This window comes from Mycobacterium sp. NGS64, from assembly GCF_059812245.1.
In genome coordinates this window covers 534524-553954 of sequence record NZ_JCALCI010000001.1, presented here as the reverse complement: position 1 = coordinate 553954, position 19431 = coordinate 534524, and the positions used below count along the sequence as shown (strand labels likewise).

General features: G+C 64.4%; 15 protein-coding genes. 2 read left to right on the top strand and 13 right to left on the bottom strand.

Annotated features, from left to right (window positions below; translation table 11 throughout):
* Positions 1 to 255: 255 nt before the first annotated feature.
* Together AC5Y4S_RS02740 and AC5Y4S_RS02735 are read right to left on the bottom strand one after the other, a co-directional pair.
* Positions 256 to 1296, bottom strand: coding sequence for a methyltransferase (locus AC5Y4S_RS02740; protein WP_500029519.1), 1041 nt, complete (start codon positions 1294 to 1296; stop codon positions 256 to 258).
* Positions 1297 to 2162: 866 nt separating this feature from the next.
* Positions 2163 to 2951 (bottom strand): SDR family oxidoreductase, encoded by a 789-nt coding sequence (locus tag AC5Y4S_RS02735; RefSeq protein ID WP_500029518.1) that lies wholly within the window; start codon positions 2949 to 2951, stop codon positions 2163 to 2165.
* A 902-nt stretch (positions 2952 to 3853) separates the two neighbouring features.
* On the opposite strand from AC5Y4S_RS02735, the gene AC5Y4S_RS02730 reads away from it, so the two are divergent.
* Complete coding sequence (locus AC5Y4S_RS02730) at positions 3854 to 4543, top strand: helix-turn-helix domain-containing protein (protein WP_500029517.1); 690 nt, start codon at positions 3854 to 3856, stop codon at positions 4541 to 4543.
* Between the two features lie 40 nt (positions 4544 to 4583).
* Here the strand turns inward: AC5Y4S_RS02730 and AC5Y4S_RS02725 are convergent, their stop codons facing one another.
* From AC5Y4S_RS02725 to AC5Y4S_RS02685, 9 genes are all read right to left on the bottom strand, one after another.
* The gene (locus AC5Y4S_RS02725; protein ID WP_500032079.1) at positions 4584 to 6140 is read right to left on the bottom strand and encodes a GMC family oxidoreductase; all 1557 of its coding nucleotides are present in this window, start codon (positions 6138 to 6140) and stop codon (positions 4584 to 4586) included.
* Between the two features lie 135 nt (positions 6141 to 6275).
* Positions 6276 to 6983 (bottom strand): alpha/beta fold hydrolase, encoded by a 708-nt coding sequence (locus AC5Y4S_RS02720; RefSeq protein ID WP_500029516.1) that lies wholly within the window; start codon positions 6981 to 6983, stop codon positions 6276 to 6278.
* Between the two features lie 554 nt (positions 6984 to 7537).
* Positions 7538 to 8539, bottom strand: coding sequence for an LLM class flavin-dependent oxidoreductase (locus AC5Y4S_RS02715; protein ID WP_500029515.1), 1002 nt, complete (start codon positions 8537 to 8539; stop codon positions 7538 to 7540).
* The gene (locus AC5Y4S_RS02710) at positions 8536 to 9174 is read right to left on the bottom strand and encodes a DsbA family oxidoreductase (RefSeq protein WP_500029514.1); all 639 of its coding nucleotides are present in this window, start codon (positions 9172 to 9174) and stop codon (positions 8536 to 8538) included. The genes AC5Y4S_RS02715 and AC5Y4S_RS02710 overlap by 4 nt, the downstream gene beginning before the upstream one ends.
* Entirely contained in the window at positions 9174 to 10073 is a 900-nt protein-coding gene (locus tag AC5Y4S_RS02705) for an alpha/beta hydrolase (protein ID WP_500029513.1), read from the bottom strand. Before AC5Y4S_RS02705 ends, AC5Y4S_RS02710 begins: the two co-directional genes overlap by 1 nt.
* 65 nt (positions 10074 to 10138) lie before the next feature.
* Positions 10139 to 11731 carry a UbiD family decarboxylase gene (locus AC5Y4S_RS02700; RefSeq protein ID WP_500029512.1) on the bottom strand — a complete coding sequence of 531 codons (1593 nt, stop codon included), beginning with the start codon at positions 11729 to 11731 and terminating at the stop codon, positions 10139 to 10141.
* A 30-nt stretch (positions 11732 to 11761) separates the two neighbouring features.
* Positions 11762 to 12391, bottom strand: coding sequence for a UbiX family flavin prenyltransferase (locus AC5Y4S_RS02695; protein WP_500029511.1), 630 nt, complete (start codon positions 12389 to 12391; stop codon positions 11762 to 11764).
* Between the two features lie 234 nt (positions 12392 to 12625).
* On the bottom strand, positions 12626 to 13339 hold the full coding sequence (locus AC5Y4S_RS02690) for a nitroreductase family protein (protein WP_500032073.1): 714 nt from the start codon (positions 13337 to 13339) through the stop codon (positions 12626 to 12628).
* Between the two features lie 91 nt (positions 13340 to 13430).
* On the bottom strand, positions 13431 to 14471 hold the full coding sequence (locus AC5Y4S_RS02685) for a methyltransferase (protein WP_500029510.1): 1041 nt from the start codon (positions 14469 to 14471) through the stop codon (positions 13431 to 13433).
* A gap of 143 nt (positions 14472 to 14614) precedes the next feature.
* Here AC5Y4S_RS02685 and AC5Y4S_RS02680 point away from each other — a divergent pair, with 143 nt between their 5' ends.
* Positions 14615 to 15586: a GlxA family transcriptional regulator gene (locus AC5Y4S_RS02680; RefSeq protein WP_500029509.1), complete on the top strand. Its 972-nt coding sequence runs from the start codon at positions 14615 to 14617 to the stop codon at positions 15584 to 15586.
* 24 nt (positions 15587 to 15610) lie between these two features.
* On the opposite strand, the gene AC5Y4S_RS02675 is transcribed toward AC5Y4S_RS02680, so the two are convergent.
* Positions 15611 to 16513 carry an SDR family NAD(P)-dependent oxidoreductase gene (locus tag AC5Y4S_RS02675; RefSeq protein ID WP_500029508.1) on the bottom strand — a complete coding sequence of 301 codons (903 nt, stop codon included), beginning with the start codon at positions 16511 to 16513 and terminating at the stop codon, positions 15611 to 15613.
* 119 nt (positions 16514 to 16632) lie between these two features.
* Positions 16633 to 19395, bottom strand: coding sequence for a helix-turn-helix transcriptional regulator (locus AC5Y4S_RS02670; RefSeq protein WP_500029507.1), 2763 nt, complete (start codon positions 19393 to 19395; stop codon positions 16633 to 16635).
* Positions 19396 to 19431 lie beyond the last annotated feature (36 nt).

Genomic DNA, 19431 nt, shown 5'->3' with positions numbered 1-19431 from the left:
TGATCCGACTGACGTCTGTGCGCAATGACAATCACTGCCGTAATCGCTGAAAACTGCTGCCTCCCTGGAAGAGAACTCGTGCCTCAGACAGCGGCATCCTTGGCTGCATTGCGCTAGCGGACTTGGCACTGACCGGCAAGCGATCAGCGGCCAGTTGACTACCCGGCGCGCTTGACGCAGTGATCTGCTCCGCCGTCCGGCAGGCGCTCAGACCGGCCATTTGCATCTCCGTTGGCCGGTCATGCGTCACCCACCTCAGATCGCGCGGGCTTCGACAGCGCTGAAGTCCGTTCCGGTGTCGATCACTCGGATCATCTCGAAATCGGCTTCACAGAGTAGCCGTCGGTACTCTGCGGCCGTACGCTCTCGCCCATCGTTGGTAACCAGCATCGCGAGATCCGTAAAATTTCCACTGAACTCGTTGTCCCCCTCGGGAATAACCGCCTCGACGAGGAGCAACATGGCGCCAGCCTTCGTAGCTCTTCGCACATTGCGCAGGATCTCAAGGGCTTCGTTATCGGACCAATCGTGGATTATGTGCTTGAGCACATATACGTCGCCGCCGGCCGGTATCTCCAGGAAGAATGAGCCCTCGGCGACCTGAACGCGGTTGGCGACGCCCATCTGCTCGAGCAATGGAATCGCGTCGGCCACCACATGGGGAAGGTCGAACAGGACACCCCGGGCAGCTGGCGCTGAAGTCAGGATCGCTCCGAGCAAACGGCCGTGACCACCCGCGACATCGACGATGGTGCGGTACGGCGCGAAGTCATAGGACCCGACAAGAGGTCCGTCGACATACGCGGACACGCTCGTCATCGCGTCATTGAAGATTCGAGCGAATTCTGGCTCGTCGCACAAGTACTCGAAATATCTCTTGCCCCGCAGCGCAAGAACGGGTGATGCACCGGTCTTGATGGCTTCGGTCAGCATGCTCCAGTGTTCGCGTTCTTTTGGTGCGCCGAGGTAGCGCGCCAAGGCGGCCAGCGATGCCGGGACGTCGGAGCGCAGTGATTCGGCTAGCGGAGTCAGTTCGTAGCGACCGTCGCAGCGTTGTGCGAATATGCCCTTGCTGATGAGCGCTCGCAAGAGTCTCGTCAGAGTGTCGGGATTGGCGCGAACTCGGTCGGCCAACTCCGCGATGGGCAGTGGCTCGTCGGCGAGCGCATCGGCCACGCCCAGGTCGGCGACCGCGGTGATGGCCTGAGTGATCCATGCGCCAAACAGCAATTCCAGGATAACTCGTGCAGGAGGACCTGAATGTTGGCCTAATGATGGGGTTTCGGAGAGCGTCATCGGTATTCCTTTGTGATTGCAGCTTTCTCGAGTAGGCCGGCGTGTGTCCGAGCCGACGGGTCAGCAGGCGCGCCGCGAGACACTGCTATGAATACGCGACAGTCCTGGATCCGCAAACAACGTGTTCCGAGGACCGGAACACTGTGTGCCGATCGCCGCCCAATCATGGTAGACATCATCGGACATCTCCTTGACATGCGGAGGAACACAATGGATGTCATCCAATCGGAGCCCCCGGGCGCGGATGTGCGGCCACCCGAAGCTCAGGCGACACCGGACGTGCAATTTCCACAGCACCACCCAAGGCAGTTACCGTCTCCGAGCGCCACTTTCCAAAAAGTATTCGCACAAATCTTGATTGCGCTGCTGCTGATCCTCATGTGCACGATATTGTTGGCGGCTACCTTCGGAAGGCTCTCGATGTTCGTCGAGCCTCCTACACATTGCCACGGGCACAACTTCGGCCAGCGCCCCGCTGCTCGACTCGGACACACACAGACATCACCGATAGACATCGCAACAGAGGTGGTTGAGATTCGCTAATAGCTGTTGATGGAGCTGTTGTTGCTTCTCAACAACATCAGTGGCTCCAGCGGCGCAATGGTTTCCGCAATCCTTTGGGCTGCCACGGGGTCAAGGCTGCCGATGGCGCGCTGCTGCACCCTGCGCGGGTGCCCACTCGCCGTAGCAAGATCTGATTGATCAACCTTCTTGGTCGCTGGCGCCGCGGCGAATCAGGATCGAGAACCGAGAGGTTTACTTGTTGCACTTCCTCTAGCTCCTCATAATTTTGCGCTAGAGCCGCGGTCGCCTTCGTGGTTCGTCCGACTATGCGGCGCCGCGTGGACCAACCGTCATAGCTCTGCTCACTCAGTCTCTTTGGCCGTAGCACTCGTAGAAGGGCAAGGTGGCGCGTCTTTGGAAGCGGCTGGAGGCGGCAACGAAACGATGCGGTCCTGCAGGCGAGCGGGGCCCACAAACAAGGTATTTAGTTCCATGCCACCGTCAATCGAAATGTCCTGCGCGGTGATGTACCCGGCGCCATCACCGGCGAGGAAGGCGACCAGATCGGCGACCTCCTGCGGGCGGCCGAAGCGACCGCTCGGCAGCGCGGCGCGGATACGTTCTTGATCCGCCTCAGGCAAAGTCATCGCCTTGGGCGTGGCGATGACGCCCGGCAGGACGGAGTTGGCGGTGATTCCAAGGGAACAGTTCTCCATCGCGATGGTGCGAATCATGCCGTGCAGCCCGGCTTTCGATGCGGCGTAGGCGACCTTGCCTAACGCTCCATTGCGTCCCGCCACGCTCGAAATCGCCACAATGCGACCAAATCGACGCTCCCGCATGCCCGATAAACATGCCTGGATGACCCGAAAGGCACCGGTCAGGTTGACGTCGATGTCGCGCGACCACTGTTCGGCCGACATCGAGTGCGAGGGAGCGTAGGTGTCGACAACGCCCGCGACCGCCACACAGATGTCGACGTCGCTGCCGAACCACTCGGGTATCGGGTCGGCGGCCAGATCCAGCACAGCATCTGCTGGGCCGACGACATCCATCGTCCGTACCTCGATGCCGTCGGCCCGCAGCCGCTGACAAATCGCCGACCCAATCCCCCCGTTCGCGCCCGTGACAACCGCACGGCGTTTGGTCATACCGCCCTCCTATCGACGAGTCCAATGTCCGATTGGTCCAAGGCTGCAGAACGCCTCACGCCGACGTGCCCGTTGTAGGAACCGGTGCGCCGGGCTATCACCAACGCCACGATTTGGGTGGTTATCGTGAGTCCTTCCGTTGTCCACCATCAGCTTGCAGCGAACCGACTCGCCTCGAATCCGCCGGTGGCCAGTGATTGCTGCGGATCGCGGGGAACGGTGTCCAGCGAAGACCATCCAGCGAGCACACCGGGGGCCAACAGCCCCATGAACGACTGCAGTACCGCGCAATTCGGGCGAATCCATGTTTGGGGTACCCCCTTGCAGCGGCGAGTAGCCGACAGACGCTGGCTAACGCACGAAGGATCGATTCGATCGCCCGGCGTGGGGGCAGCTCGAACGTGACCGTCAAGCCAACGACAGAGCACACGACCACCGGAGGTAGATGCTCGCCATTCCACCGTCCGCCACCGCGCGTGGTCCACCGCACTTCCACTCATCCTCCGGTGTCGTGAACTCAGCGACGATTCCATGAGCGTCGAACGTCGCCGTGCCGTTGAGGTTTGGGGATTGTGTTCCTCCTATGGCCGTGCGATGCCATGACAGATTTTTCCTTCTGATCGTTGAAAATACGTTCGACGCGGAACCATCCGACGCGCCCATTGCGCCATCTATCCCACAAAATGCGACACCTCGCGGCCTACTTCGCTAGTCGTCGATTCGGGGTCATCGGATTGCTATTAGTCGTCTCAGAGTGGGTCTTGGCCCCGCTGCGCCATAACGACTAAAGACCGTTCCGATGACCGGAATGGCTGATGGGCGGCGAAATGATCTGGCGTCGAGCTCTTGTCGGCATGTTCACAGGTTCCGTCTTGGTAGCGAGACGCGGTTATGATCGCTCGATGGAATTCGAAAACTTCGATGAGGTGTCGGCGGCTGGACTGTCGGCGGAGTCGGTGGAGCAGGAATCTCAGCCCACTAGTGCGTTGCACAGCACCTTCGTCCTACTCCGGGCGCTCGGACGGATTCAACAGCACCCGGTTGGGGTCACACGCCTCGCGGCGGTCACCGCTATTCCCAAAACGACCGTGCATCGACTCCTGGAGCAGCTCGAAAAAGAGAATATCGTGCGGCGCGAAAACCATAGGTGGACGTTCGCGCCTGGCCTATATGAATTGGACCGCCGGCGTGGCGATCTGGCCAGCGTTGCGCATCCTCGGCTGCGGGGCATCTCGCAGGCCACGGGGGCATCGCTAATCCTGTTCGAGGCGGCAGAGGACGATTTGAAACCCATTTCCCGTGCGCACGGGTCACGTTTCAATGGGATCTTGAGCCCATCCGCGCAATGCTTGGCCGCGCAAAGCCCGGACTCCGCCGTCGCTCACGCGCTCGAAAAGGGGCACATGGCATCCGAATACGGCGTGGTACATCCGGAATGCTCATGCATCGCTACGCCCTTCGAGCTTCCCTCGGGTAGGCCCGGGATCCTCTGCTTCGGCCGCCCAATGACTGGCGACCTCGAATCATTCAAGCGACCGCTGGAGCAGGCCGCGAAACGTATCCAGTCTGATATGCGTCGCCTGGCTTCCTGAGCAGAGCGTCGAAGTCAGCCGACGGGCAGTGCTGCGGGCATTACAGGGAGTGCCGGTCTCGGATGTACTCCGCGGCGCGTTCACCGATCACGACGCAGGGGGCCATCGTGTTACCGGACGGGATGCGCGGGATGACGGAAGCGTCTGCGACTCGCAGGTTTTCCATACCGTGCACGCAGAGATCACTGCCAACCACCGAGAACGGGTCATCGCCCAATTTGGCGGTCCCCGAAAAGTGCCAGTAGGGGACCACCGCGTTTCGGATGAATTTACGTAGCTCGTCGCCTTTGAGGTTGCCTGGCATCACCTCCCGTTTGACGAACGGCCGCAGGGCGGCCGAATTTCCGAGCTCCCGCAGAAACTCGACGCAGGATACCGCGAGCTCGAGATCGTCGGGATTTGACAACGAGTTGAGGTCGATACGGACGGGGTCATCGAATGATGAGCCACTCAAACGAACAGAGCCACGGCTGCGCGGGTGGGTGAGCGAACCGGCGAAAGTCCAACACGACGGGGGCAATTCGCCAAATCTGGCCGTATTCTCTGGACTTGCTATCGGTGCCATCACTTGACAGCAGAACAGATCGGGAGCCTCCGATTGGGAGTCGCTCGTCCAGAACAGTTGGATTTCGCCTTGGTTTGTCATGGTAATCGGTTCTGGGAACTCGTAGTTCAGCGGGACGCATGGATGGTCTTGAAGATTCTTTCCGACGCCGGGGAGGTTTTGCCGAACCTCGATCGCGAACTCACGCAACTCGCGCGCATCGCCGATACCCGACTGCATCAATACCTTCGCGCTGTTGATCGCTCCCAGCGACAGCACGACCTCCTCGCGGGCGCCGATATGCTGCAGCTGCCCGCCGCGGCGTATCTCAACACCAGTAACTCGGTTGCCCGCGATAGAAAGCCGGGTCACCAACGCGCGCGTAGCGACCGTCAGATTCGCGCTGTCCAGAATTGGGTAGACGAACGAGCGAAACATTGACTGGCGCCGGCCATCAACAACGGTCACGTCGACGGTCGCTGCGCCGCCGCCGCATTGCATCATCTTGCCGTTGGGATGCTCGAAGGTGGGGAGTCCGACGGCGCGGGCGGCCTCGAGCGCCGCCGCGCCGAGCCCACCAGAGCTGGAGGCCGGCTGAACGCCGACGGGTCCGCCCGTACCTCGATACCGGGGGTCTGGCGCGCCGCCCCAGTCTTCAATGCGACGGTAGATGTCGACAACCGCTTTGTAGCTCCAAGCCGGGTCTGCGGCTTTGGCCGCATAGAAATCCCAGTCGGCCTGGTGGCCGCGTGACCAGGCCATCACGTTAATGCTGGATCCACCACCGAGGACCTTGCCCATCGACATCGGCAGCACGCGGTTGTTGATGTGCGGGTTGGGTTCGCTTCGGAACGCCCAGTCGCGTTCGGTTCCAAGGTTTGTGGGCCACAGAGCGGGAACCATCACCGATGTTGCCGCGTCGTGAGTACCAGCTTCAAGTAAAAGCACTGACGCGTCGCCGTTTTCGGCGAGCCTCCGGGCGACCACCGAACCCGACGATCCGGATCCGCACACGATGAAATCGTATTCGGCAGCCAAAGTCGCATACGCCAGCCGCTCCACATCGCGACCACCCGGTACGGCTGCTGCTTGTACAAATTTGTCCTGCTGCAATGGTTGCGTCACAGCTGACCGCCTTTCACTACCTATGACGTTGAACAATGAAGAGTTTGCTGCCGGGTGACCTTGTTAGGCCGGGCCGTGGTGGTTGGCCGCCTCCACGATGAGGTCGGTCAGAGCCAAGGGCATCGACAACAAAGGCATGTGATCCGCCGGTAGACGACGCACGTTGGTTGCTCGCGCTGCAATGGCGTCTTGGTCGGCGACCGCCTGATCGTTCTCGCACACTATGTAGGTGGACGGCACGGTATGCCAGGCCGCGGCGGTCAATTTCTCCGTGACGGCGACGAAGCTGAACGGCTTCATCCGGGCGATCGCGCGATCCGAATCTGCCTGCGACACCTTGCTAAACAGAATCTCGCGAGTGTTGTGAGTCGTCATGGTGTCGCCGTCAACGTTCCACCACGGGAGAACGCCGCTGAGCTCTATCAAGGACTCTCCAACGTCTAGTTGAAAAGCGCAGACGTACACAATGTGTCGGACGTTCGCCAGGCCGGCAGCGCCCTGCGACGCGACGGCACCGCCGTACGAATGCGCGACAACGACCACCGGGCGAAGGATTTGTTTGATGCGTTCCCTGACCATCGCGGCATCGTCGTGCAGGCCGAAACGTGGCCCGCCTCGGTCGGCCACGCTGGGCAAATCGACAGTCTCGACCTCCCAGCCGCGCGCTGTTAGCTGCGGTTGCACCTTCTCCCAACTCCACGCGCCAAGCCACGCGCCGTGCACCAACAAAAGCACGGGCTGCGAGGTGCCCTCCCGCAATGATGTCGTCATAGCTGACCACCTTTCGTTGCAATCTCCGGTTTCCGGATTCGGCTGTAACAGTGGGCACTCCGCACGTATTGCCGCCGATCATCTGCCGGTATGGCTAGTCACTTCCGACAGCCACTGTTAGAAATACGGGGAACACTTGAGGGCTCAAAATCCCTGTTCCGAAAGCCGGAATGGGTACCGGGAGAGATAGAGACGCAACACGGCGTGCCTCTAAGGGTGACCGACGAGACCAGGAAGCCGATGATTTAGGGCGTCACTCCACGCCAGTGCGTCTAGCGATAATTCCGGTCCACTGGCGAACGGGCCCGCCGGATCTAGATTGCGATGAGACTCCGCTATTCGGACCAGGCGATGTTCAGAATGATGTCCACGACCTTGCCACGGGCGGATGTGCGACATCGCACGGAACCGTCAGTGCCGTGCCGCCGCAAAAACGACGTCATCGTCGATTTCATGGGGGCCAGCGCGATTTTCGGTGTAATCGATGTACGACGGCCGTGCCGGCTTGCGTGAGCCGACGGGCCTCCCCATGTCCGGCGATGATCGCGACGCAGTCAGTCATGTACGGCCGCCATGAACCTGTCGAGTTCACGCGGAATGTCGGGACCCGAGGGCTCGATGATGACTTCGGTGGCGCCGGCTTCGGCCATTGCGGCCACGGCCTTCCCGACGGTGTCGGCCGTCCCGGTCAGGGTGACCGACGGGACCGAGGCAGAGCCTCCGGCACGCCAAGCGGCAAGGTCGGCCTCATTCATCTCGACCATGGTGCCCTGATGAATGTATAGGTGGCGCAGGCGTTGTGGTACCTTCTCGACCACACCCAGCCACGCGGCGCCACCGGGCATCTCGCGCAGCGCCTCGGCGCCCTTGGTGGTGTAGATGAAGTGATATGCCGCGGCCCACGAGGCGCCGACGGCCGAGCGGACCCGGTCGCCGGCCAGGTCTTCGCTCTCGTCCAGGACGGTGCCCATGGTGGCCACCACCGCGCGCGTGAAGTCGCGCTGGCCGGGAACGACGTCGAACATGGAGATCACCCCATCGGCGCCGAGCCGCTTGGCGACGCCGGCACCCTTGGGCCCGGTTGCCGCTATTAGCAACGGGATTCGTAAGGGCAGTGCGTCGGCTTGCGCCGAGGTGAGCATCAGCTTGATGGGCGCGCCTTCCCAGTCGACTGCCTCTCCCGCCAGCAGCGCCTGGTAGGCACGGATGTAACCCTCCATGTAGGACCATCGGATCGGCGGCTGGCCGATGGCCGCGCGGCTGGAGAACCCGGTGCCGAACGAGGTCACGACGCGCCCCGGCGCGCGCCGGTGCAAAGAGACGGTCTCGGCGGCGTTGACCAACGGGTGGCGCTGGGTCGGAATCAGTACCGCGGGACCCAGCTCGATCGTCGTCGTCCGCTCCGCCGCACGGTGCAAGCCCAGCCAGACGTCGTCGCCGCCAAACGGAGTGTCGTAGAGATAGGCCCGGCGATAGCCCAGTTTCTCCGCGGCGACAATGTGCTGAGCGGACTCGAATGATGGTGGTAGCGCCATACTTACGTCGATTGCGGTCATGTGCTGGTCCTCTCTGATCGTGCTCGCAGAGCCAAAGCAGCTTGGGCAATGCGTTCAAACTCCGACACGGGCTGCAGCCCGGCCACCAACCGGCCGCCGAGCAGCCACGCGGGTGTGCCGTGGACGCCGCATTGCTGTCCGGCCCTTTCCGACAAATCGACCGCGGCGTAGGCGGTGCCGTCGGCGAGCGCGGTGTGCAGTGCACCCGGGTCCACGCCGGCCTTCACCGCGTGCCGGTCGATGACCGCCTGATCGCCGATGTCTTCACCCAGAGCGAAGTGCGCCTCGTACAACCCGCGCTGGAGTGCGTCGAAGGCGGCCGGCTGATTGCGGCGAACCCATTCGGCGGTGGCTAAAGCCCTCCTGCTGTTCGGGATACGCTCCGGCCAGTTCAGCAGCAGCCCCTCCGCGGCCGCCTCCCGCTCGAGCATCTCGGACACCGGCCCCTCACGGGGACCGATAACAAGACCGCCGGCCGGGATGTCGGGATGCGCCTGAAATGGCAGTGAGATGACCTCGAGGCCGGCCGCTACTAGGAGGGCGGATCTCGACTGTCCGATGTAGCAGAACGGGCATATCAAGTCGTACCAATGCAGCACCGGTCTCGGTGCGTTGTCGTCAACGGCGTCGCTCATCAGTTCCTCACTGGCGGATACGATTTCAATGACTGCCGCAGTACGTCGATCGCTTGGGTGATCGCCGCCTTCGCCGCGGCAGTTTCCTGCAGGGCGTTCAGCATCATGAAGTCATGAATCGTGGCGTTGTAGCGGACGCTGGTGCAGCGCACCCCGGCGGCGGTGAGCTTGCGGGCGTAGGCCTCGCCTTCGTCGCGCAGGACGTCGCATTCGTCCACGACGACGAACGCCTCGGGCAGTCCCGCGAGTTCGCCGAGGTCCGCCCTGAGCGGTGAGGCGAGGACGTCGTTGCGTCGAGCCCTGTCGGGCAGATACGCGTCCCAGAACCAGGCCATGGCCTTGGCGGTCAGGTGCGGACCTTCGGCGAATTCGCGGTAGCTAGCTGTGTTTTGGGCGGCGTCGGTCACCGGGTAGTACAACGACTGGTGCACGAAGGTGACATCGCCGCGCCGCCGGGCCAGCAAGGCCAGCGCGGCGGCGAGGTTGCCGCCGGCGGAGTCACCGGCGACGGCGAGGCGGGTGGCGTCGAGACCGGCGCTCGCGCCGTGTCGATGGATCCAGCGGGCCGCCGCGTAGGCCTGCTCCAGCGCGACCGGATAGCGGACCTCCGGTGCACGGTCGTACTCGACGAACAAGACCGCGGCGTGCACGCCCACAGCAAGCTCGCGAACCAGCCGCTCGTGGGTTTTGGCGCTGCCGAGCACCCATCCGCCACCGTGCAGGTATAGCACTGTTGGTAAAAGGCCTCTTGCCCCAATCGGTTTGACCAGGAGGACGCGCACCTGGGCGCCACCGGCCCCGACGGTCATCCATGCGCTGTCGACGTCGGGCTTGGCGGCCGGATTGGACTGGATGTCCTCGAGACCTGCGCGCGCCTCGGTTGGCGTCAGTTCGTACACCGGTGGAGAATGGGCCGCGGCGGCAGCGAATTCGGCGGCGGCCGGCTCGAGGACGGAATCCGATATCACACTTCCGGCATCCGTTTGCTGAGTTTCTGTAGGGTCAGCATTTCGCGCCCGTGGTCGTCGAGGTAGGGGATGCCGATCCCGTATTCCTCCCAGCGGCTTGCGATTTTGGACTCCAGCTCGGGTTCGAGCCTGTCGGTCGGCGGGAAGCGGCGCCCGCCCCACTCCTTGCGCGGGTCGATCTCCCAGCTACGGGTAGCGTCGATGAGCACCCGCGTCCATTGGCCGGCGCCGTATTTGTTGGTGTCATTCAACGCCGGCGGGGTCGATGGATCGAGCGATGAGCCGAGACCCGGGCCGAAGAATGCGATATCGCCGAGGCCGGCGTTGACCCGGTAGGACATGGCCCAGTCCAGCGCGACCGGGTCGTGGAGGTCGATGTCCTGCTCGACGACCATGACGTTCTTGTGAAACCACACCGATCCGCCCGTGCCCCACAGCGCCGAGGCGATCTGCTGAGCGTGGCCCCGGTAGCGCTTCTGGATCTGCACCAGAGTGTTTTGGCCGTTGGTCACCTCCGTCATCCACAGGTCGGTGATGCCACCGATCCCGAGGTCGTCGAGCACGTTCCAGGTGATCGCCGACCGCGCGAAGTTGACGATGCTGTCTTCGTTGAAGCATCCCGGCCGGATCCCTTCGAGGGTGCCGCGCAGCACCGGATCGTTGCGGTGGGTGATCCGGGTGACCCGCAGCACCGGCGCCGGTGCCGCGCCCCCGATGAAGCCCGGGTACTCGGCGAAGGGGCCCTCGACGACGAAGGTCGACGGGTCGGGATCGATGAAGCCCTCGACAACGATCTCCGCGGTCGCCGGGACGTGCAACGGCACCGTTTCACAGGCGACCAGGTCGACCGGGCGCCCGAGCAGGGCCCCCATCATGTCCCATTCGCAGACGTTCTTCGGGAACGGGCTCCCGGCGCAGAACCCCAGCACGTCGTGCCACCCGTAGACGACGGCGACCGGCATCGGCTCCGGCTTGTACTCCTCCATGTGGCCGCCCCAACCCTGACTGGGCACCAAAAGCTTGGCGATCTTGTCACGGTCGACGATCTGGCCCCGGTAGCAACCGATGTTGTCGCGTCCCGTCACCTTGTCCTCCGTGACCACACCGCAGAACGTGTCGATGTAGCGACCACCGTCCTGGCCGTGCCACTTGGGGACCGGTAACTCCGACAAATTGATGTCGTCGCCCTCGAGAATGTTCTCCTTGACCGGGCCGGACTCGACCACGCGCGGCGGGATCGGTTTCTTGAACGCCTCCCGGAGGTGGCGCACGATCGCCGAGTCGCTGGTGTCTTCGCCCAACCCCAGCATCAGCTGCACCTGACGGCGGCTGCCCAGCGCCGACGTCAGAAGCTTTGTGCACCGGGTGTTCTCATGGCCAATAATGTTCTCGAACAGCAGCGCCGGGCCGCCGAGGCAAAGGTTCGCGCGGGTGATCGCACCGATCTCTTCGTCCCAGTCGACGGGGGCGGTGATGCGGCGCAACTGGCCGGCGGCTTCGAGGGTGGCCAGCCAGCTGCGCTGATCGGGTCCTGCTTCCCCGTTCGTCGCCTGGGCGAGGCTGGCGGGAAGGCTTGTCCCCATGGTCATTTCGTTCTCCTCACAGGGTCGGGGGTTCTTCTATCGGTGGTTGTTGACCATCCAGTCGTCGGCTTCCGCGAGGTGTCGGTGACCGTTCACGCGGACCGGAGGCTGATCCTCCTTCCACCGGTTGATCAGGTTGTGGTCGATCCCGAGTTGATCGATGACGCGCCCGACAACGTAGTCCGTTACCTCCTCGACGGAACTGGGCCGCGAATAGTACGCCACCGTGGGCGGGAAGATGACGGCGCCGGCGCGCGCCAGGTAGTGCATGTTCTCCAGGTGGATCTCGCTCAACGGTGCCTCCCGCGCGACCAGGACGAGTTTGCGGCGTTCCTTCAGCGTCACGTCGGCGGCGCGGGTGATCAGATTGTCGCTGAAGCCAATTCGGATGGCGGCTAACGTCTTCATGCTGCACGGGCAGACAACCATGCCGTCCGTGCGGAAAGATCCACTGGAGATGCCTGCGGCAAGGTCGCGGGCGCTGTAGGAATGCGAGGCCAGCGACCGGACCTCCTCCACGCTGGTATCGGTCTCCATCTTGATCGTCGCCCGCGCCCAGTCGCTGAGAATCAGGTGTGTCTCAACCCCTAGCTGCCCAAGTGCTTCCAGCAAGCGAATGCCCAGAGCGGCTCCGGTCGCTCCGGTCATAGCCACCACTAGGCGCATCGCCTTCCTCCTCTCGATGGGCGGCCCACCATGGAGCGCGAGCTCCGCGAGCCGCCCGTTGATCTCGGACTCAGCCCGTCCCGGATGATCAACGCAAGTACTTCGTGCTTCACGGTGAGCATGCAGAAAACCGACGCGCGATCGCATCCGCCGGTGGCTAGCCATATCTCCCGTTGCTTCAGCTCGCGATGCACACCCTCGGCGCCGTCTGCGAGGCAGAGAAAATCACTGCTTTCAGCACCGCGTGCCTCCGCGGACCGGCCCTTGCAGCGTGGAGTCCACATTTGCACCGGGCCACAACGGGTACGGCACCTCGACGCCGAACGGCCCACCCCAACGGTTGCGCGATGAGACCTCGTGCACGGGATGGCGATTGGCGGCGACACGCCAACTGCCCAACGGATAGCCGAATGCCACCATCGCCGACATCTTCCAGCCGTGCTCAACGGGCACCCCCAGCAAATCGTTGACCGTATGCGCGAAGTACCGCAGCAGCGTGGTCATCACTCCGCCGACGCCTTCGGCGCGTGCGGCCAGCAACGCGCTCCAGATCGCCGGAAAGATGTTGGCGCCGCCATGGTCGTCGATGGCGAAAACGAAGAGCAGCAGCGGGACCGCCTCGAAGTGATCGGCCAGGTAGTTTGCCGATCGGATGATCCGGTGCAACGTCTCGTCGTGCGCGCGAGGATCCCTCCCCGGCGCGGTCGACGCCATGGTGCCGCCCATGAACTCTTCGTGCTCGAGGTCGCTGGCGCGCCGATAGAGGTCGCCGAATCTGCGCTTGAGCTCCGGATAGTCGACGACCAGAAAATGCCAGCGCTGCGTGTTGCCTCCATTCGGCGCGCGGATCGCGGCATCGAGAATGCGTGCCTGCGTGCCCAGCGGGATGGGATCCGGTCGCATCCGCCGCATCATCCTGGTCGTGTAAAGCGCTTCGTAAACGTCCAGCGATCGTCTCCTCACTTGAGATGGGTTGTCCGGGCAGCGGTGTCGGCGGGCGGTGAGTCAGGCTGACGGCAGCCGTCGTGGCGGCCGCTAGCTAGACGGCACGGGCCTCGATGAGGCTGAATTCCGTTTTGGTGTCGATCACTCGGGTGATCTCGAAATGGGCTTCGCCAAGCAGGCTGCGGTACTCATCGGCAGTGCGTTCGCGTCCATCGTTCACGGCCAACATCTCGATATCGAGGAATTTCCCGGTGCAATCGCTGTCGTCGTCGGGGATCACCGCCTCGACCAGCAGCAGCGCCGCGCCGGTCGCCGCCGCCCTTCTCACGTTGCGCAGAATCCGCAACGCTTCCTCGTCGCACCAGTCGTGGAGTATGTGCTTTAGCACGTAGGCATCGCCACCACTTGGGATCTCCTCGAAGAATGAACCTTCGGCAACCTGAACACGTTCTGCGACACCGAATTCCTCGAGCAAGGGGCTCGCTTCTGCCGTCACTTCGGGAAGGTCGAATAGCACCCCCCGGGCGTCGGGCGTGGACGACAGGATCCCGGCGAGCAACCGGCCGTGACCGCCGGCGACGTCGACTATGGTGCGGTACGGCGTGAAGTCGTACGCATCGACGAGGGGTCCATCCACATACGCCGACAGGCTCACCATCGCGTTGTTGAAGATCTCACCGAAGTCGGGCTCGTCGCGCAGGTAATCAAAAATTCTCTTGCCGCGCAGCGTGGAGACGCAGGAATTTCCGGTCTTGATCACTTGGGTGAGCATGCTCCAATGTTCGCGGTGCTGCGGTGCGCCGACGAATCGCGCCAGGGCGGCCATCGATACCGGGGCATCGGAGCGCAAAACCGCTGCCAGCGGGGTCAACTCGTAGCGACCGTCATCCCGCTGAGCGAATATGCCCTTGCCGATCAAGGCCCGCAACGCTCGGCGCAACGCGTCGGGATCGGCATCGACTTTGCTGGCCAGCTTTTCGATCGGTAGCGGCCCGTCGCGAAGCGCATCTGCCACACCCAAATCAGCGATCGTGGTGATCGTTTGGGCAACCCACGCCCCGAGCACGAGTTGGAGCATCACCTTTTCGGGAACCGCTGTGTTGAGGCCGGGTGAGGGCGTGTCGGAAACTGTCACGTGTTCCTCTTCGATTGTTGGAAGTCGTGTAGTCAGTTTCCGGGTTCGTCGGCAACGCCAGATCTGGAATTCCTGCCGTCCATCGCACAAATTGCGACACGGCTGCCTTGAACCTGATACGGCCGACGCGACACGATAGGAGGGTGGCCAGCGTCAGAGAAACACCCCGCGTCGTGGTGATCGTCGTCTTCGACGGCGTAAAGCTGTTGGACGCGGCAGGACCCGCCGAGGTCTTCGTCGAAGCCAATCGCTTCGGCGCGAACTACTCGCTGGAGATCGCGTCGGTCGACGGGAACGACGTAACCACTTCGATAGGGACGCGGTTCGCCGTCACTCGGAGCATTTCGTCCATCGATTCCGCCGATACCGTCCTGGTCGCCGGAGGCGACAACCTGGTCGGACGACCGATCGATCCCGCGCTCATCGAGGCGCTCAAAACAGTGCCGGCCCGCACGCGGCGGCTGGCATCGGTATGCACGGGTTCGTTCGTCCTGGCGCAGGCGGGGCTGCTGAACGGCCGTCGCGCCACCACGCATTGGCGGCATACCGGACGCTTGGCAAGAGCCTTCCCCGACGTCGGGGTCGAACCGGATGCCATCTTTGTCCGCGATGGCGACGTATTTACCTCCGCGGGTGTCTCATCGGGCATCGACCTCGCGTTGGCGTTGGTCGAACTCGATTACGGTTCCGAGTTGGTCCGCGAAGTCGCGCGCGCGTTGGTGGTCTACCTCAAACGCGCTGGCGGACAGTCGCAATTCTCGGTCATGGTCGAGGCCGATCCGCCGCCGGATTCTCCGCTGCGGGCGGTCAGCGACGCCATCACCAACGACCCGGGGGCCGACCACAGCGTGAAAAGGCTTGCGGACCGGGCCGCTCTGAGCACCCGTCAACTGACCCGGCTGTTTCAGTCCGAGCTCGGATTGACGCCCGCGCGTTACGTCGAATTGGTGCGAATTGACTTCGCGCGCACTGCACTCGAAGCCGGTCGCACCGTCACCGAGACCGCACACCTGGCAGGATTTGGCAGCACGGAAACTCTGCGGCGGGTATTTCTCAATCATCTGGGCATAACCCCGAAGGCCTACCGGGACAGATTCCGCACGGCTTGCGCCTGAACCCCGCTGCGGCAACTCACGTCCCTAGCCCAACCCGGCCGGTTTCAAAAGATCCGACAAGCCCACACGATGCAACATCTCGGCCCTGAGCCGGTCGAGGACGGCAAAACCGACATCGGCGCCGTCGTTCGCGGGGTCGACGTGGACCCGAAACGGCCGCTTCCCGAAGGGGGTGTCGACCACCTTGACCACAGCGTCGGCGACCGCGGACACGTCGGCGTCGGGCGGCACGATGGCGGCGAACGCCTCCCGGACCCGGGTTCCGAAACCCGCGTAGGGTCCGCCCTCGTACGCACTGACGATCGCCTGGTCCGCGGGTGAGCCGGCACCGGCGAAGTGGTTGGTCCCATTCGTGAAAGCGCCGGGAACGATGATGGAAGTCTCGATGCCCCAACCGGTTAGCTCGCATGCGTAGGCCACCGCGAGCGAGTCCATCGCGGCCTTGGCAGCGAAATACGGCGCTAGATACGGTGGCATGCCGCCCGCGGAACTGCTACTCGACACCCACACCAGAAGACCTTGCTGCTGACGGCGCATGTGCGGCAGCACCGCTCGGTTGACGCGTTGCGCGCCCACAACGTTGACGTCGTACAGTTCGGCCAGCTGCTCGGGCATAAAGGCTTCGGCCGGCCCAAACGCCATGTGTCCCGCGTTGTGTACCACCACATCGATACGGCCGTTGGCGATGTAAATCCTTTCGACCGCGGCGTCCACCGAAGACTGCGACTGGACGTCCATTTCCACAGTCCGCAGCTCAACTCCGTTGTCCTTGGCGAAGCAGCCGATCGCTTCGACCTGAGATGTGTTGCGGCCGTTGGTATCACGCATCGACGCGTAGACCGTGTGGCCGGCCAACGCCAGCGCCTCGGCGCTGAGCCGGCCGAAGCCACTCGATGCGCCGGTCACCACGATCACGTCCTGACCCATCAATGAAGCTCCCCGTCTCGGTGACGCGCGCGGCGGTACGTCAATGAGAGCTTGCCGGCGATGAGCCGGCAGTCGCATCCGCCGGTGGCTAGTCAACGCCGCCGCCGAACGCTTGTTCGCTAGCTCAACACATATTCGAGCTGGCTGCGCGAGGTGATGTCGAGCTTCGCGAAGACCTTGCGCAGGTGGTACTGGACCGTTTTGGCGCTGATGAACAACCGGGCGCCGATCTCGGGGTTGGACAGCCCGTCGCGGGCCAGGCGAGCTATCTGGGTCTCTTGGGCGGTCAATTCAACGGTGCTCGTGATGGCTGTGCGCTTGCGCGCGGTCGCACCGATGGCTACCAGTTCGCGCCGCGCACGATCCGCGAACGCCGACAAACCCATGGTCTCCAGCATCTGGTGAGCGGTGTGCAGCTGCTCGCGCGCGTCGACCCGTCGGCGTTCCCGGACGAGCCACTCGCCGTAGATCAGGTGCGCGCGGGCGAGTTCGGTGCGGACGCGGCTTCTCCCGAAGTGCATGATCGCCGCCTGGTAGAGGCGCTCGGCGTTGTCCCCCAGCGCCATCAGTGCGCGCGAGCGCTTTTCCACCCCGAGCGCCCAGTCGGTGCCACTGGCGGCGGTCATCTCGGCCAGCCAATCGAGGGCGACGGTCGCGGTCTCGGTCATCTCGGTGCGTACGGCGGCCTCTATGAGCTCCGCCGCGGCCCAGTTCGCAATGCCGGGATAACGGACATCGGGGTACTCCTGGTGGTACAGAGCCAGCTGCGCAGCGGCCATCGCCTCCGGGTACTCGCCAAAGCCGTTGTGCAGCACGGCCCTCGTCCACTCGGCGCAGGCCACCCCGATGCCTTCGCCTCGCTTGGCCACCTCGCTGATGGTGGCCTCGATCAGGGCGGACGCCTCCGCCTTCCTGCCACGCATCGCGGCGAGGCGCATCGCGGTGTAGGGCGCAAGGTTGCTCCCCGTCGCCTCCGTCACCGTCGATTGCTCGTCGATCAAAGTGCTCGCGGCGGTGAGGTCGCCGACCCACAACAGCATCATGGCCCGCGTGCTCAGGGCCAGCGGCAGTTCATTCAGGGCACCAACCTCGCGCGCGAGCTGAAGGTAGCGGACCGAGAGGACGTCCCAGCGCGCGTCATCCCACAGGTGCAGGGCCGCCAGGTTGATGAGCCACATCCAGCGCAGCTCCTCGTCATTCGACATGTCGCTGCCGAACGTCGTCAGCGCGTTCCGCAGGCCAGGCACCGCCGGGGCGTACCCCTCGACGAAGTTCGCCGCCAGGCCGTCAAGGAGGACGTCGGGCGCGCGGCGAGCGCGCGGCGGTGGCGGGGCCGCGGCCGCGGCTCGAGCCACTTCAAGAATGCCGCCGCCGCCGCTGGCCAGGCGGCCGGCGAACGCGGCGGCGTTGATGGCGTCGAGGTAGGTCTCCCTGGCGAGACCGGCATCGATCGGCTCGAACCGCCTCGCGGCCATCAGCAGTAGGCGTGGGGCGTCGCCGCCCCGGCTAGTGGCGAACGCGACCTGAGCCCGCAGGAGGTCGACACGCGCCCGTTGCAGCTCGTCGAGCGGCCCCGCTTTCGCCTTCGCCAGCAGCGCCTCCGCCGCATCGAACGCGCCCGCCTGCACCTTCGTGTGCGCCGCTGCGAGCGCCCGGCGGGCCCGCCTGCCCGGGTCGAGCGTCAACCGCGCGGCGCGTTCGAGGAACGCCGCAGCGGCGGCCAGCCCGCCCCGCGCCAGTACCTGGTCGGCGCAGCGCTCCAGCTCCTCGGCGATGTCATCGTCCGGTCCCGCAGCGGCCTCGGCCAAGTGCCAAACGCGGCGGTCGCGATCGAGGGTCGGATCGGTGACCTCCGCGAGCGCGCCGTGGACCACCCGGCGCTCGGCGGGTGACGCCGACCAATAGGTCGCCGAGCGCGCCAAGGGGTGCCGGAACCGCACCCTGGTGTCGATCTCGGCCAGACCCGCCTCCGTCGCGTCGGCCGCGGCCGCCGCCGAGATACCCAGCCGCTCCGCCGCAGACCAGACCAGCGTTGGGTCGCCGGTGGGGTCGGCCGCAGCGACCAGGAGCAGGCGTCGCGCGTCCGCCGGCAATGCCGCGTGGCGGCGCCGGAAGCTGTCCTCGACGGCACTTGCGAGGGGCGCCGCCGCGGGCAGCCCGAAACCGCCGGCCAGTTCTGCCGGGGTCATGCGGCGTGGCAGCTCCATGAGGGCCAGTGGGTTGCCGCGCGTCTCAGCGACGATTTGATCGCGCACCCGGCCGTCCAGCGACCCCGGCAGTGCCGAGTCCAGCAGCGCCCGCGCGTCCCCTTTCGGCAGACCGCCGACGACCAGCTCGGGCAGGCCGGCCAGCTCCACTCCGGGCACTCTGGTCGCGAAGACAATGCCGACCGCTTCCGCGCCCAGGCGGCGGGCGACGAACGAAAAGATTTGAGACGAGGCGCGGTCCAGCCACTGCTGGTCGTCGATCAGGCACAGCACCGGCTGTTCCTCGGCCACGTCCGACAGCAGGCTCAGGATTGAAAGGCCGATCAGAAACTGATCCGGCGCCGATCCCGTGCTCAGGCCGAACGCAGTCTCCAGCGCGTCTCGCTGCGGCGCCGGAAGGCGCCCCAGCCGATCCAGCATCGGGGCGGACAGCTGGTGCAATCCGGCGAACGCCAGCTCCATCTGCGACTGGATCCCGGCGGCGCGCAAGACCTTACAGCCAGACGCCTGCCCCACCAGATACTCCAGGAGCGCCGTCTTGCCCACCCCCGCCTCACCGTGCAGCACGAGGGCCCGACTCTCACCGGCGCACACCGCGGTCATCAGTCGACCGAGCGCACCACGCTCGGCGTGGCGACCTATCAGTCTCAACTCAGTGCGCTCGCGCCGCGACACAGAACCGACGCTATCCGAGCCTCCAGCCCACCGCAC